Below are 14,046 nucleotides of genomic sequence, written 5' to 3' on the forward strand. Positions count from 1 at the left end.
GCCCTGGTGCTGGTGAGCATTCCTCAAGCGATGGTGTGGAGCTCCCTCGCCGACGGGTCAGCCGAGTACTCGATCATGATTATGGACGGCAGCTGCTTCGGCAGTATGGAGGAGATCCTGCTAGGGCCCGCGGCGGCCGTTCTCATCCTGATCCCGCAGCCGATCGTGCTGGGGGTGGGCTTCGGGCTCTGGGCGCTACTGGCACTCACCGGGCACCGCCCGCTGGGCCGAGTGGTGGGCTGGCTGACGTTGGTGCCCCTCGTGGTCCGTGACCTGATGATGAACTGGATGCCCGTGCTTGGGTGCGCACAGTCTTCGGACAAGGTGACCGATCCCGTCACGATCACATGGGTCCTGTACACGCTCCTCCCTATCGTCCTGGTTCTGCTGGCGGTACGGGTGCGCCGAGCAGCGGCTCCGAAGGAGGAACAACCCGTATGAGGGCGCGCACGACCCCGCGGCCGTCACCGCCCGCCGAGAACGGGTGACGGCGTTCGACCTCGTCGCCGGGGAGGCGGACGAGCTGCTTCTTCGGTACGGGTACGGCGCATGCGACAGCGTTCAAGGGGCACGCGCTTACCAGGTGGTGGTTGTCGGCGTGGACGAGCGAAGGTCCAGCTCTGCTGGGATGTGCCCGGACGTACTCAAGACAGCCACGATCACCGTCACGCTCGCGCGGCTGCTGGGCGACCGCCTTGTGCTCGACCTCGGCACAGGGCTGCCGGTGTTACGTGGACTCGACAGGCGCTGATGGCCCGGCGACCGACCCGGAGCCCTGGCCGGATGCGCGGCTTTGTTCGCGAGCCGCATCGTTCAACATCTCGCCTGGATTCTGTCCATGCGAGGACCGAGCCTGTCGCTGTTGAGGTATTTCTCGCTCCAGTCCCTGAAGGAGACCTTGCGCCTTTCCGGTTTTTCGCTGTCCACAAAGCAGGCAGTAGTTTGGGCATCGAATGAGCCCACATGGTCGCGCAAATAGTCAGGGAGCGGGCCGTCAGGGGTGATTCCGGGAGACCATACCCATGATTTACCTCCGAATCCAGGCTCGGACCACAGGCAGATCGACCCACTTGCACATGTTGGGCGGTCGGGCGAAACACTCGCCGATGGAGTTGACGAGGCAGTGAGCGAAGCCGTCGCTCCATCCGGAGATGCGAACCGATCCCAGAGGAAGAATCCGGCGCCACCTACTGCGATAATCGTGCCGACGATCGCCCCTATCCCCTGCATGCGCGTCCATTTGAGGATGCCCTCTTTCTGGGCGCTCTGCGGACGTCCTTCGTCGTCGAATGTGCCCATATGGCCAAAACACCTCGCTGTACTGTCGCTCCAACGTCACGAGCATGGCAGCCAAAAGCTTCGCGAAGCAAGTGGAGCTCCTCTTGTCTCCACTCGCTATTTTCCGTTCAGTGGATAGGGAATGCATAGAAGGGCCGAGCACTATTCCGGCTTGGCTCACCTGAACGCCGTGAGAGCACTCCCATGCTCGGCAGGACGCTGTCGGGGATCAGATGCGATCATGCACTGTCCGGAACGGCCGGCGGCGAGGTCGAGGCGTCGATGTCGGCACAAGGTTCCGGGGACCCTGATCATGGAGTGAGGAGTTCGGTGAAGAGCTGGTTATGGCGGACGGCGGTCGCGACCGTCGTGGCGCTTTCTGGAATGGGCGGGCTGACCGGGTCGGCCATGGCGGACCCGGACATCACCATCACCGACAACTCGGAGATCGCGGTCTTCCTCTGTACGCCGTCTGCGTACGGGTGTCACAAGCGGTACGCCACGGCCAAGCAGCGGCGGGATGTCGAGACGTTCCTGAAGACCGTGCCCGAGGTGACCGAGGTGCGCTTCGTGAGCCGGGCCGCGTCGTACGCGAGTTTCCGCAGGGAGTTCGCCGGCCAGAAGAAGGTGCTGGCGGCTGTGCGGGCCGAGGACATGCCGGAGTCCTTCCGCGTACGGGTGTCGGGGGTGGCCGATCGCCTCCGGATCAGGGCCTTGGCGAATCGGCGGCCCGGAGTAGGGATCGCCGTCGACCAGGCAGAGATTCGTGCCATTGTTGCGGAATCCGAAAGCCCGGATATTTCGGTATTTCTGTGCATCAAGGACTCGGCCATGCCCGCCTGCCTGCGCGGACGGGGGAAGGCGAACAAGCTGCCGTCCACGGCCAAGGAGAAGCAGGCGATCGTGGCCGCCATCGAGCGGGTCCCCGGGCTCGTGTCGTACAGGTACGAGGATCAGGCGACCGCGTACCGGAACTTCGTCGAAAGCTACGCGGACAAGAAAGCGCTCATCGAGGCCACGAGATTGTCTGATATGCCGGACTCGTACCGGCTGTCGATGCGGCCCGAGGCCGACTGGGACTCCCCTTGCCGGCGGCTGGCGCGGATGCCGGGTGTGAGCATGGCGTACGACCAGAGCCGTTGGCTCCAAGAGGTGCGGCTGCATGCGGAGTACGGGCTTCCGGATGTCTGGCCGACCGGCATGTGCGCATGAGAACCCGGCGGGGCGGCCCTCCACGGGGCCCCGACCGGTTCCGCAGGAGGCCGGCCTTGTCCCGATCCCCAGCATGGACGGGGACAGAGCGACTGGCGAGGGGCGGCCCTGCGGAGGCCGCCCCTGCCGAATGCCGGGGCGGCCCCGGACATCCTCGGCATGTCACCCACGGGATCGTGGACGCCGAGCCGCCCGCTCTGTGGTGGTTCAGCGGGGACAGAAGTAAGGACTGTTCACTTCCCCGGCGAACCACCTACCGCGCGAGTCGTAGAACTTGACGAGCCCCCAGGCCTGGTAGCACTGGGTGCCGACGACGATGGAAGCCCCGTTGGTCCGGTAATAGCCGCGTCCCACGTAGCTGTTGTCGTTGGCGAGGTGCTGATTACCGCCTGTCTGGAGGTGGTCCTGGTAGTCGCGGCACGCGGCGACGGTGCGGCCGCATGCCCAGATCGCCACCGACATGGCCTTGGGGTAGCGCTCCGTCGCCAGGGTGGTGTTGGTGAAGGCGCAGACCCGGCTGCCGTTGCGGTAGACGTGCAGATAGGCCCCCTTGATGGTGGCTCCACCGCTTCTGGCGGTGATCGGGATGTGGCCGACGCGCTGCCCGACGCAGGGAGCGGCCGAGGCCTGTGCGGAGGCCGGGAGGAGGGCGCCGGCCAACACCATTCCCACGGCCAGGGCCGCGGTGGACGACAGACGCAGGAGGGTGGACATCGTAGACACGGTGGTCCTTTCTGTGGAGCGAGGCGAGAATATGGCGACCGGGTGAAAGCGGTCGTCCGGCCGTCATCGGTGCCTTTCGAGCCGGCCTGAGACCGATGCTGCTCATGCACCAACCCCTGCACCACCCCTTCAAGCTGCGCAAAGAAGGCAGCAATAACTGCAACAAACGCAGAGCGACGCGGAGGAGCACATGGCGCGAGGTGGACGCAAGGATCAACCGATCAACCGCGAGCAAGGACCGGTCGCGGAGTTCGTGGATGACCTGCGTCGGCTACGGGGTGCCCTGACCCTGAACGAGATAGGGCACCGCATGCAATACCACCCCAGCACCCTTTCTCGGCGACTCACTCCGAAGGAGTTGCCGCCGCAGGACTTCGTGGACTCCTACGTACGGGCATGCGGGCATGACCCTGGGCCGTGGATCGAGCGCCGGCGAGAACTCAGCCGATCTTCCACGGACCCGCAGGTGATCGAACCGGGCAGTGCGACTGAGACGCGGGAGGCGGCCACACCGTGGTGGAAAAGGCCTCATTATCTCGTTCCTGCGGCTGCCGTGCTTTTCGTACCGCTTGCTGTTTATCTGCTGCTCCCCGCCTCACCCTCCCTGGGGGACGAACAGAGCCCGGCGTCCGCTTCACGCGCCTCCGGCCCTCCCGTACCGGAGCCGGGCCGCGGCTTCCCCATCCGGATCGACCGGATGGCTTTCCGGATCTTCTCTCCCTGGTGGACCCAGACGAGTGCCGGCGACATCGAGTTCTGGTCGCTCAACGTCTGTCCGCAGGGCACCACGACCTACTGGGTGGCCGTGCACCCGACGCGCGAGGCTGTGCGGTTCGCCTGCAACACCTGGCAGTACCACAAATGGGCAGACGTCCCGGCGGGGACCTACCACCTGGAGATCTGGAAGGAGCACGACGGCCAGTCCATCAAGGGGTCCGGGGCCATGCGGTCCAGCGTGCCCATCGTCGTCCACCCCAAGTCGACCCCCACCCCGAGTTCGACCTGACCGGCGTCGGGCTGATCCGTGAGCGCTTCGGCGCCGGCAGAGCTGGAGCCGGCGGACGGACACGGCAGGTCGTCGAGTGCTTGCCTGCGCAGTGAGTCCGCCTATGCGGGCCCGGGGTGTGCGTCCGCCCCTGCGGCGTCGTGTTCGGATGGGGCGGCTTCTCCGGTGAAGGCGCGCAGTTCTCGGCTGAGTGCGGCAACGGCGGCGGTCATACCGATCAGGGCGCCCAGGAGGACGAGCGCCACCGCGCCGCCCAGTGCCGCAGCCAGTGCTCCGCCGAGGACCGGGCCGAACGGTTTGAGCGCCATGCTCCCCATGCTCAGGACAGCGCCCATCCGGCCAAGCATCTCTTCGGGGACCATCCGTGCGACCACCACGTTCAACACCACGTTCAGCGAGGGCGTGGACAGGGTGATGAACACCAAGGGAACCATGGGCCACCACGCGCCCTATGGCAGCGCCGTGGCCGCCAGCGCGGCGCCGAAGACCGTCAGGACGACCAGCAGCAGCCTGCCGGGCGGGAGGAGCTTTCCGAGGCGTCCCGACAGCAGCGCCCCTGCCAGTCCGCCGACACCGAGGCCGGCCAGGACTGCGCCGGTGGTGAGCGCACTACCGCCGCGTTCGCCGACAAGCACGATCAGCGGGATCAGGAACGCCCCGCCCAGCAGGTTGAGGACCATCACCGCCGCAGTGACCTCCCTCAGGCCCCGCCGGCGCCACAGCCAAGTGACGGCCTCGACCGCTTCCCGGCGCATGCCACCCTGGACCGGGTGCTGCTCTTCTCGTGTGGACGCCTGCGACCGGTTCGCCGGGCGACGCGGCACCTTCGCCAGAGCGTAGAAGATCGCGGCGGCGAGGAAGGTGACGGTGTCGACGACGAAGGGCACCGCACGCCCCAGGCTGTAGAGCAGGCCACCAAGCGGAGGGCCGACCAGCCCGGCGGCATGGGTGCGGGACTCCTCTTGAGCGTAGGCGCTGTGAAGTTGGCTTGTGGGGACGATCCCGCGAATGGCCGTGCCCACGACCGGCTCGATGAACGCAGCGCACAGCGCGTCGAGTACCGCCAGTGTGACGAAATGCCATATCTGCACCTGGTCGGCGAGAACCAGTGCTGCCAGCAGCGCTGAGACGACAGCCTGGAGGCCCTGGGCGGATATCAGCGTACGGCGACGGTCCCACCGATCCACCCAGACGCCAGCGGGTATCTGGACCAGCAGAAAGGCGACGGTGCGGGCTGCGGCAACGACGCCCGCCAGCCCTGGGGAGCCGGTAAGCGCGAGCACCAGCAGCGGCATGGCCAGTCTGGTGAGCTCTGGCCCCAGTTCAGACACCGCGCTGCCGATCCACAGCAACTGAAAACGCACGTTCCTGCGGAGCGGGACGATGTCGGTCACGGATCATCTTCCTTGGGCTGGGGGGGTGTGAGTCCTGGCCTGCGGTGTCGTTTCCGGATCAGGCTCCGGCTTCGAACAGGCGCGACCCGAGGCCGAGACCCGGAGAAGATACTCATCAGGCATGACGCTGTCCACTGAACAGCGCTGGCGGGCTATGCGCACTTTCGCGCCCGAAGCGAAGCTCGCGAAGAAGGTTCGGCGGTCAGATCGCCACGACGCGCGCCGGTGTGGGCGGTCAGGTGGAAGAAGAGCCCTCGGCACAGGGCGTGGGGCGTTCAGGACGTGAGGTTTTCGGTGGGAGGTGGCAGTGGACGGTCAGGCCGCCGCCTGGATTGGGTTGTGCCGTCACGGTCATCGCGTGGGCTCCCGCGATCGAAGCGACGATGGAAAGGCCCAGGCCGGAGCCGTTGGCGCTTCGCGTACGGTCGGGCGTCATCCGGCGGAAGGGCTCGAACAGCTCGGGAACGCGGTCCGGCGGGATCTCGGGGCCGGTGTTGGACACGACCAGCCCGTCATCCGGTGTCACGCGTACGTCCACGCTTCCGTCGGGCACATTGTGCCGGACCCCGTTCTCCACCAGGTTGGTCACCAACTGGGTGAGCAGTACGGGGTCCCCCGTCACGGTGGTGGGCCTGGACCGTAGCGTGACGCCGGGGAAGGCGGACACGACATCGGCGGCGACCCGGTCGAACCGCACGGCCTCGACCATGTCGAGGCCGTGGTCGCCGCGAGCCAGCACCAGCAGCCCGTCGATCAGGCGCTCCGTCCTCCGGTTGGCCTCCAGCAACTCCGCTCTGAAGCGCTCGATCCGGTCAGGTGTCGGGTCGGCCAGGCCGATCTGGATGGCCGCCCGCTGGATGGCGAGCGGCGTCCGCAGTTCGTGCGAGACGTTCGCGACGAATCCCTGCTCGTCGGCGGCATCGGCATAGCCAACGTCATGATCATCTCGGTGCTGGAACGCCGCCAGGAGATTGGCCTGCGCCGCTCCCTCGGGGCGACGCGTGGGCAGATCCGTCTGCAGTTCGTGGTCGAAGCGGTGGTTCTGTCACTGTGCGGGGGCGTCACGGGGACCGTCGTCGGGCTGGCCGTGAGCCTGCTCTTCGCCGCCGCGCAAGGCTGGCCCCTCGCCCTGCCCACGCAGGTCATCACCCTCGGTGTGACCGCGGCCGTACTGGTCGGCATCGTCTCCGGCCTCTATCCCGCCCGCCGCGCCGCCGCCCTCACCCCGACCGAAGCCCTGGCGACGGGATGAACGAACCCCTTCCATCGTCGGCTCGTCTCGGATGAGCAATGCTTCGCCTCGGGATGGCGGGCCGACGGCCCGTGCGGAAGAAGCGGCCTTGATCAGCCGGCTCCTGGCCCGAGATCATGACCGCTGGGCCGAGGAAGGGTTAGTGGCATGGCGCTGTCCCGTAAACACGTGCTACGCGACATTGTGGTCCCGCTCGTCGCCGGTTTGGCCACTCCACTCCTTCTGCTTGGCCTGCTTCGCCTCTTCTTCGGGCCCGAAGTACAGCGCGTGGACCCGACCGTGCTCAGAGAGTTACGCACTGTCGGCCGGGTCGTAGGCGAATACACCGAGACATTTCATCAGTACGAGAACTTCTACGTCGACAACACGTACCTCGTGGTGCATCTTGGCGGCAGCGCAAAGGGAGACGTACTCGACGAGGTCGGGCGGCGGCTGAAGCCCAAATGGCTGGGACACAGAAGAATGGGGGCCGCGCAAGCGCGAGCTTGTGCCGCCCAGAGAGACGTCCACCCTCGTTACGGTGCAGCCGCTTGAAACGGCGGACCTTGTGGATAGCGATTTTCGCGAGGCGGTCGTGGCCTCCAAGCTGCCTTGGGACGAGATGGTGTACATCACCCTCGCGGGTTAGAAAGCCCCGCCACACCCGGTAGCGGGCCTTTCATCAGTTGGTGAGGGCTTGGCGTAGCCAGCTTGTGGGGTCTGGGGCTCGGTGGGGGGTGACTGGGTCGAGGTGGATGGTTCGGCAGGTGGTGGCCAGGTGGCGGACCGTGCGGATGGCGTCGGACCTGGGGTCGCCGGTGAGGCCCACGTTGGCGCGGCCGTCCGTCAGGATCATGACGTCCACCTGCTCGGGGTCGTAGCGGCGGGCCGTCTGCGCGGCGAGGTCGAAGGCGGAGGCGAGGGGGGTTCCGCCGCCGGTGGGCAGGGCGCGCAGGGCGTCGCGGGCCCGTGTGGTGCTGCGGGTCGGCGGCAGGCCGGTGACCGCGTGCGGGCCGCGGGCCAGCACGATGCAGACGGTCGAGCGTTCCCGGTACGCGCGGTCGAGTTCGGCCATCGCGATGGCCTTGGCTCTGCGGATCATGTGCTGCGCCATGGAGCCCGAGGCGTCGACGATGACGATCAGGAGGCGTCCGCCGGGGAGTCGGCGGGTGCGGCCTCGCAGGTCCTGCGGGTGGACGATCAGTGCGCCGCCGGGGCGTCCTCCTCTGCCCCGCTGCCAGGGGAGGGCGGCGGTGAGGGTGGCGAGGACGTCCGCGCGACCTCCTGCTGCCTCGATGGGGACGACGCGCCGGCGGCGGCCGCGCGTCGGGTGGTCGCCGGGGGCTCCTTGTCTGCCGTCGAGGCGGTTGCGGACCGCGTGGTGGCGGGCGCGTCCATGACGGTGGTGTCCGGACGGGATCGTGCCTGGTGGCTGCGGAGGCTGCGGTGGTTGCTCGGGGGCTTCGGCGCTCTGCCGGTCGTCGGCGTTTCCGGTGGACGGGTCGGTGGCCGGTCCGGTCGGGGGTCGGCCGGTCGTGTCCGCCTCCGGAGCGCCATGCTCCTGCCCGGACTCGGAGCCGGGGTCGGGGTCTGGTTCGGGGTTCGGGCTCGGGTCGGGGTTGGGGCTGGGATCTGTGTCTGGGTCGGGGTTGTGGTCGTTGCTCGGGTCCAGGGTGGTGTCGGGGTTGCGGTCGCTGCTCGGGTTCGAGGTGGTGTCGGGGTGGGGGTTCTGGGCTGGGCTTGAGCGGGCGTGGCACACCACCCGTTCGATCGTGTCCAGGATGGTCGTGCAGCCCGTACGTACGAGTGCTTGGGCGAGGCGGCACGCGCCGAGGTCGATCGCGTGATCTGCCAGCCCGTGTCTCGTGAGGAGCGCGACGACCTCGTCCGCGCTTGGCGCGGACGTCGTGCCGGGCGGTTCGGCGTCGCGCGGCACGGACGGGTACGGCTCCGACAGGGCCGAGCGCAGGACGTCGGCGTCGCCCGGACGGTGGGGCAGATGGAGGACGGCGGTCAGCCGGGACGCCAGGGCGGCCGGGATGTCGGCCAGGGTCGGCGCCTGAGCCAGGATGCGCGGCGCGCGTGCCAGCGCCGCGGCCTGGGCGGGGCTGAGCAGGTGGGCCGTCGGCAGCAGGAGGGCGCCGTGGCGGGCGCGTTCCAGCAGGGCGCCGTGCCCGGCGTGTTCCAGCAGGGTGCCGTGCCCGGCGTGTTCCAGGAGGGTGCCGTGGCGGGCGCGTTCCAGCAGGCCGGGCTTCCGGGCGCCGGTCCACGGGTCCGTCTCCGTGTGCAGGTCGGAGAGGTCCGTGCCGGGTCCGGCCGACGGCGCGCCCTCGATTCCGGCGTGCTCGACGATGGCGTGCCAGACCCGCTCGCGCAGCATCGGATCACCGGTCAGCACAAGCCCGAAGCCCTCGCCGCCGATCCACGCCCGAACCACGGACGCCTCGACCGCCGTCACACCCGAGGTCCACAGTTGAGTCACGAAAACCTCCGCTGTCGTATCACCGGGCTCCGCACCGCGGTCACAAGCACATCGGTCGGCGTCTCGCCGGGGGGCCACGCTCGGGCCCAAGGCCCCTCGGCCGGCGCCTCGTCGGTGAGCCGCATCCCGCCCACGGGCTCCTCGGCGTTCACAGCAGGTCCGCCAGACGGGCGTCCACGTCGGAGGGGGTTTCGTACGGGGTGCGGGGGATGCGGTGGCGGAGGGCGGCCAGGGCTACGGCGCGCAGGTCGGTGGTGTCTGCCCTGTCTGCGCCGCGCAGGCTGGCGTGGGCGCGGGCCGCGCGGGCGAGGACGAGTTCCGCGCGGTGGCCCATCGCCTTGGCCGCCACGCACAGCCGGACCACCCGGTCGAGGAGGTCGTCCGGCAGGGCCACGGATTCCAGGCGGCGCCGCGCGTCCGCGACCGCCTCGCCCAGCGCCTGCTCCTGGGGCGCGTACCGGTCGAGGAACTCCTCGGGGTTCGTGTCGTAGGCGAGGCGGGCGCGGATGATCCGGGCCCGTACCTGCTGGTCGGCGATGGTGGAGACGGTGGTCGAGAGGCCGAAGCGGTCCTCCAGCTGAGGTCGCAGGTCGCCCTCCTCTGGGTTTCCCGACCCGATGAGGACGAAGCGGGCCGGATGCGTGTGGCTGATGCCGTCGCGTTCCACGCGGTTCACCCCGCTCGCCGCCACGTCCAGCAGCAGGTCGACGAGATAGTCGTCGAGCAGGTTGATCTCGTCCACGTACAGGAAGCCGCCGTGTGCCTCGGCGAGCAGGCCCGGCGCGAACCGCCGCTCCCCCTCGGCCAGTGCCGCCTGGATGTCGAGGGCGCCAACCACGCGGTCCTCGGTCGCGCCGAGCGGCAGGTCGACGACGGGCGCGGGCAGTCCGCTCCTGGACAGGAGCGCGCCGAGCGCACGCACCGTGGTGGTCTTGCCGGTGCCGCGGTCGCCGAGGGCGAGCACGCCGCCGATCCCGGGGTCGACCGCGCTGAGCAGGAGACACTGTTTCAGCTCGTCCTGCCCGAGTACCGCGGTGAAGGGGAAGTTGGTCATGCCACTCCTTCCGCGACGGCGTCGAGGTGTTCGACCAGCTCGTCGAGGTGTTGTGAGTCGTCGGTGGACGGCGTCCACAGGCCGCGGTCCCTGGCCTCCGCGAGCCGGTTGGCGAACCGCAGCACGGCGAGCGGGTTGCTCTCCTGCATGCGGGTGCGCAGGTCGTCGTCGAAGAGGTACGTGTGCGCGGCCGCGGTGAACACCCACTCCTCGACGGCGCCGGTCGTCGCCTGCATCCCGAAGGTGTTCTCCAGACGTACGGTCACCGCGTGCACGCCTTGGTACCCGTGGGCGAGCTGGGCCTCGTACCAGCGGGGGTTGAGCAGGCGGGTGCGGGCCTCGAGGTTCATCGTCTCGGTGAGCGTCCGCAGCTTGGGCCGGGCCTGGTAGCCGTCGGCGACGAGGACGTCCGGCTCCCGGCCCGCGGTGTGGGCGACGGCGGCGGTGAGCCCGCCCAGGTACTCGTAGTAGTGGTCGACGTCGCCGATGGAGTTCTCCGCGGAGTCGATGCTGTGGAAGGTGACGGACGCGGTGGCGAGGCTCGCGCGCAGCAGGTCCTCCCGCCGTTCGCCGAGGGCGTCCGCGCCCCAGGCGTGGCCCATGCGCCGCAGGTACACCTCGGCGAGGTCGCCCCGTTCGTCCCAGGCGGAGGCGTCCACGACGTGGTTGACGCCGGTTCCGTACTGGCCGGGCGGTGTCGACCACAGTCGCGTCGCCGCCTGGTCGAGGCTCAGGCCGAGCCGCGCGCTCTGCGCTCTGGCGTGGGCGCGCAGGTGGTTCCACTCGTCGGGCTCGTCGGCCGCCGCGACGGCCCGGAAGGCCCGGTCGAGCAGGGTGATGGTGGTGGGGAAGATGTCGCGGAAGATCCCCGACAGGGTGGCCACCACGTCGATCCGCGGCCGTCCCAGCTCCGCGAGGGGGATGAGACGGAACCGCTCGACGCGGCCGGCGGCGTCCGGGAGCGGTTCTACGCCCAGCAGGGCGAGGATCTGCGCGACGGTCTCGCCGCCGTTCTTGACGTTGTCGATGCCCCACACCACGATGGCGACGGTCTCGGGGTACGCGCCGGTCCGCGCGCGGGCCTCTTCGAGCAGCTTCTCCGCCATGGCGGCGCCGCGGAGCATCGCGGTCGGCGTCGGGACGCGCTGCGGGTCCAGGGCGTGCAGGTTGCGTCCGGTGGGCAGGGTCTCCATCCGGCGTGAGGGTTCGCCGCCCGGTCCCGGACGGACGAAACCGCCGTCGAGCGCGTGCAGGAGCGCACCTACCTCGTCGTTGTCCTGGAGCAGGTCGCGCATCTCCGTCAGGAAGCCGATCCAGCCGTCGCGCACCGACGGTGGAACGGGAAGCTCCGGAGCCGGGCCGTCGTCCAGGACCGCGCCGACGACGGCGTCGAGGGCGGCCTCCACCGCGAGGCGTCCTGGGTCGTCCGGCGGCAGGTCGGTGATGGCGGCGCCTTCGGTCAGCGCGGTCTCCAGCGCCTCGGTCAGCGCGGGCAACCGGCGCTCGGGGCGCGGGTAGTCGGCGCAGGCCCGCAAGGTCGCGCCCGCCTCGGACGCCGAGATGCCCCTGTCCACCACGTGCATGCCGAGCGGGATGAGCGTCTGCTCGATCTCGTCGACGGCGCTCTGCAGCGCGGCCAGCCTCGCGTGCGGGTCGTGCGGATGCCCCACCCGCAGTTCGGCCTCGGCGGCGAGCGCGTCGATCGCGTCCATCCTGGGGGTGATGTCACCGCCGCTCGCGGTGATGGCCCTGGCGTCGCGGATCTCGTCGCCGAGATCGGACAGGACGCCGTACAGGCCGGCGTTGTCGAGCGGCGGGGTGAGGTAGCTGACCAGCGTCGCGTTGGAGCGGCGCTTGGCGATGGTGCCTTCCGAGGGATTGTTGATGCAGTAGAGGTAGAAGTGCGGCACGGTGCCGACGAGCAGCGACGGCCAGTCCTCCGGCTTGAGACCGGCCTGGGCGCCGGGCATGAACTCCAGAGCGCCGTGCGTGCCGACGTGTACGAGGGCGTGCGGGTCGAACTCGTGGTGCAGCCAGGTGTAGAACGCGGTGAAGCTGTGGCTCGGGGACGCGTCCGGGGTGAACAGCAACGCCATGGGGTCGCCTTCGTAGCCGTGTGACGGTTGCACCCCGATGAAGACGTTGCCGAGCCGGACGCCCCGGATGCCGATGGAGACGCCGTCGGTGTCGAGTTCGCCGGGTGGGGGTCCCCAGAACCTGCTCACGCGCTCGACCTCCTCGCGGGCGGCGCGGTGGTAGCGGGCGGCCGGGTAGTGGTCGGCGATCGCGGTCGCGCTGCGCACGCCTCCTCCGTCGGAGGTGACGGCGAGGCCGAGGAGGTCCTCGGGGGTGTCCGGGACGTCCACGGTGTATCCGCTGTCGCGCAGGCGCAGCAGGGTGCGGTGGAGCGAGGCCCAGACGTCCAGGTGGGCCGCCGAGCCGACCGAGCCGCGGTCCGGCGGATAGCTGAAGACGACGAAGGCCACGCGCTTGTCGGCGGCGGGCATCCGGCTGAGCGCGACGGTGCGGGCTACCGTCTCGGCGATCCGCCGGATGTGTTCCTTCACCCCGGTCAGGGCGTCGCCGTCCTCGTCGCGTCCGGCGTGGACGAGTGACAGCACTCCGCCTTCGAGTTCGGGAATGGCGATCTGCATGGCGACGGATCTCGGGGCGAGGCCGACCGGCGACTCCCGCCACTGCTGCACGCTCTGGTGGAACAGCGGGACGACGGCGAAGTGGGGGGTGTCGCGTTCGGCGAGGAACCGTACGTCGAAGGCGACGTTCGGCTGACCGTGGGCGCCGGACAGGGTGAATCCGGTGGCGTTGACGCACACGTCGATGTCGGGGACCCGCGTCACAGCCTGGAGGTCGCCGTCCTGGTCGAGGGTGCCGAGCCAGCCGACCACGTCGAGTCCGTGCTGTTCGAGTGCGGCCACGAGAGCCCGCAGGTGCGCGTCGTTGCCGGACGTCACCTGCGTGGGGTAGCAGGTGAGCAGCACCCGGCCCGCGCCGGGCTTCGTGGTCGCGGGGGTCCACGTCTCGACCACTCCAGTGTCGGGGTGCCAGAAACCATGCTGCCGTACGGGTTCCGGCCAGCCCGGGTCGTCCTGCGCGTCCGGGCGCAGGACGTGGACGAGCGCCGCGACGCCGACGGCGACGTTCTCGGCGGTGAGCTGGTGGAAGGACGAGACGATCTGGGCCAGCCGCCGCAGGTCGCCCGCCTCCTCGGGCACCAGGGGCCCCAGCCGGCCGAGCGCGCCGAGCACGGTCGCCGCGTGCGGCGGCAGGGGGTCGGGAGCGGCTGCCGCGACGAGCCGGTACGCGGCCTCGGCGCGCGGCGACCCGGCGTCGAAGTCACCGAGCCGCGCGAGGCCGAGCACGTCGGCGGTGTTCGGCATGACGGGGACGACTGCCTTCGGGCCTGCGGCGATCTCGCACAGCGCGGACGCCTCCACCGGATCGTGGACGCCGCTGACCAGCAGGGCGTCCGCGCCGGACAGCGCCGCCGCGATCTCGGCCCGGCCTTCGTCGGTCGTCAGCAGGTCGCGGGTGAAGGCCCGCCGGTCGACGGGGACGGCGCCCGCATACCGGGCGAAGCCGTCGTGGAGGGGCAGCGCGGAGTGCCCTTCGAAGCCGATGGTGACGATGGTGGTGGGGGTCATGGCG

At 69.7% G+C, this 14,046-nt stretch carries 14 protein-coding genes and 1 pseudogene; 6 read left to right on the forward strand and 9 right to left on the reverse strand.

Annotated elements, in window-relative coordinates; translation table 11 throughout:
• Positions 1 to 441, forward strand: a 441-nt coding sequence (locus BLR04_RS40870) for a hypothetical protein (protein WP_218129156.1), incomplete at its 5' end; no start/stop codon positions are given.
• A gap of 43 nt (positions 442 to 484) precedes the next feature.
• Positions 485 to 751, forward strand: a complete 267-nt coding sequence (locus tag BLR04_RS25790; protein ID WP_090769950.1) for a hypothetical protein — start codon at positions 485 to 487, stop codon at positions 749 to 751.
• A gap of 62 nt (positions 752 to 813) precedes the next feature.
• On the opposite strand, the gene BLR04_RS42820 is transcribed toward BLR04_RS25790, so the two are convergent.
• Complete coding sequence (locus tag BLR04_RS42820; RefSeq protein WP_143022196.1) at positions 814 to 1,299, reverse strand: peptidase inhibitor family I36 protein; 486 nt, start codon at positions 1,297 to 1,299, stop codon at positions 814 to 816.
• A 309-nt stretch (positions 1,300 to 1,608) separates the two neighbouring features.
• On the opposite strand from BLR04_RS42820, the gene BLR04_RS25795 reads away from it, so the two are divergent.
• A complete protein-coding gene (locus BLR04_RS25795; RefSeq protein ID WP_143022197.1) occupies positions 1,609 to 2,490 on the forward strand; it encodes a permease-like cell division protein FtsX in 882 nt (293 codons plus the stop codon).
• A gap of 207 nt (positions 2,491 to 2,697) precedes the next feature.
• Here BLR04_RS25795 and BLR04_RS25800 read toward each other — a convergent pair whose 3' ends face one another.
• Entirely contained in the window at positions 2,698 to 3,204 is a 507-nt protein-coding gene (locus tag BLR04_RS25800) for a hypothetical protein (protein ID WP_090769954.1), read from the reverse strand.
• Positions 3,205 to 3,910: 706 nt separating this feature from the next.
• Between BLR04_RS25800 and BLR04_RS25805 the strand changes: the two genes are divergently transcribed.
• A complete protein-coding gene (locus BLR04_RS25805; RefSeq protein ID WP_090769957.1) occupies positions 3,911 to 4,219 on the forward strand; it encodes a hypothetical protein in 309 nt (102 codons plus the stop codon).
• A gap of 101 nt (positions 4,220 to 4,320) precedes the next feature.
• Here the strand turns inward: BLR04_RS25805 and BLR04_RS41925 are convergent, their stop codons facing one another.
• From BLR04_RS41925 to BLR04_RS42825, 4 genes and pseudogenes are all read right to left on the reverse strand, one after another.
• Entirely contained in the window at positions 4,321 to 4,641 is a 321-nt protein-coding gene (locus tag BLR04_RS41925) for a hypothetical protein (protein ID WP_245740514.1), read from the reverse strand.
• A 27-nt stretch (positions 4,642 to 4,668) separates the two neighbouring features.
• Positions 4,669 to 5,613, reverse strand: coding sequence for an MFS transporter (locus BLR04_RS25810; RefSeq protein WP_245740515.1), 945 nt, complete (start codon positions 5,611 to 5,613; stop codon positions 4,669 to 4,671).
• 235 nt (positions 5,614 to 5,848) lie between these two features.
• Positions 5,849 to 6,352, reverse strand: coding sequence for a sensor histidine kinase (locus tag BLR04_RS41455; protein ID WP_218129157.1), 504 nt, complete (start codon positions 6,350 to 6,352; stop codon positions 5,849 to 5,851).
• 36 nt (positions 6,353 to 6,388) lie between these two features.
• Positions 6,389 to 6,580, reverse strand: a pseudogene (locus BLR04_RS42825) (histidine kinase dimerization/phospho-acceptor domain-containing protein); the annotation flags it as partial.
• On the opposite strand from BLR04_RS42825, the gene BLR04_RS41930 reads away from it, so the two are divergent.
• Together BLR04_RS41930 and BLR04_RS39910 are read left to right on the forward strand one after the other, a co-directional pair.
• Complete coding sequence (locus BLR04_RS41930) at positions 6,494 to 6,865, forward strand: ABC transporter permease (RefSeq protein ID WP_090769962.1); 372 nt, start codon at positions 6,494 to 6,496, stop codon at positions 6,863 to 6,865. The pseudogene BLR04_RS42825 and the gene BLR04_RS41930 overlap by 87 nt on opposite strands.
• Before the next feature lie 147 nt (positions 6,866 to 7,012).
• Positions 7,013 to 7,399 carry a hypothetical protein gene (locus BLR04_RS39910; protein ID WP_143022198.1) on the forward strand — a complete coding sequence of 129 codons (387 nt, stop codon included), beginning with the start codon at positions 7,013 to 7,015 and terminating at the stop codon, positions 7,397 to 7,399.
• Positions 7,400 to 7,526: 127 nt separating this feature from the next.
• Here BLR04_RS39910 and BLR04_RS25825 read toward each other — a convergent pair whose 3' ends face one another.
• The 3 genes from BLR04_RS25825 to bchH form a co-directional block, all read right to left on the reverse strand.
• Positions 7,527 to 9,326, reverse strand: a complete 1,800-nt coding sequence (locus BLR04_RS25825) for a VWA domain-containing protein (RefSeq protein WP_143022199.1) — start codon at positions 9,324 to 9,326, stop codon at positions 7,527 to 7,529.
• A 148-nt stretch (positions 9,327 to 9,474) separates the two neighbouring features.
• Positions 9,475 to 10,380, reverse strand: a complete 906-nt coding sequence (locus BLR04_RS25830; RefSeq protein WP_090769968.1) for a magnesium chelatase ATPase subunit I — start codon at positions 10,378 to 10,380, stop codon at positions 9,475 to 9,477.
• Positions 10,377 to 14,042 (reverse strand): magnesium chelatase subunit H, encoded by a 3,666-nt coding sequence (gene bchH / locus BLR04_RS25835; protein WP_143022200.1) that lies wholly within the window; start codon positions 14,040 to 14,042, stop codon positions 10,377 to 10,379. Before bchH ends, BLR04_RS25830 begins: the two co-directional genes overlap by 4 nt.
• Positions 14,043 to 14,046 lie beyond the last annotated feature (4 nt).

Source organism: Nonomuraea maritima, assembly GCF_900100395.1.
Taxonomy (GTDB): domain Bacteria; phylum Actinomycetota; class Actinomycetes; order Streptosporangiales; family Streptosporangiaceae; genus Nonomuraea; species Nonomuraea maritima.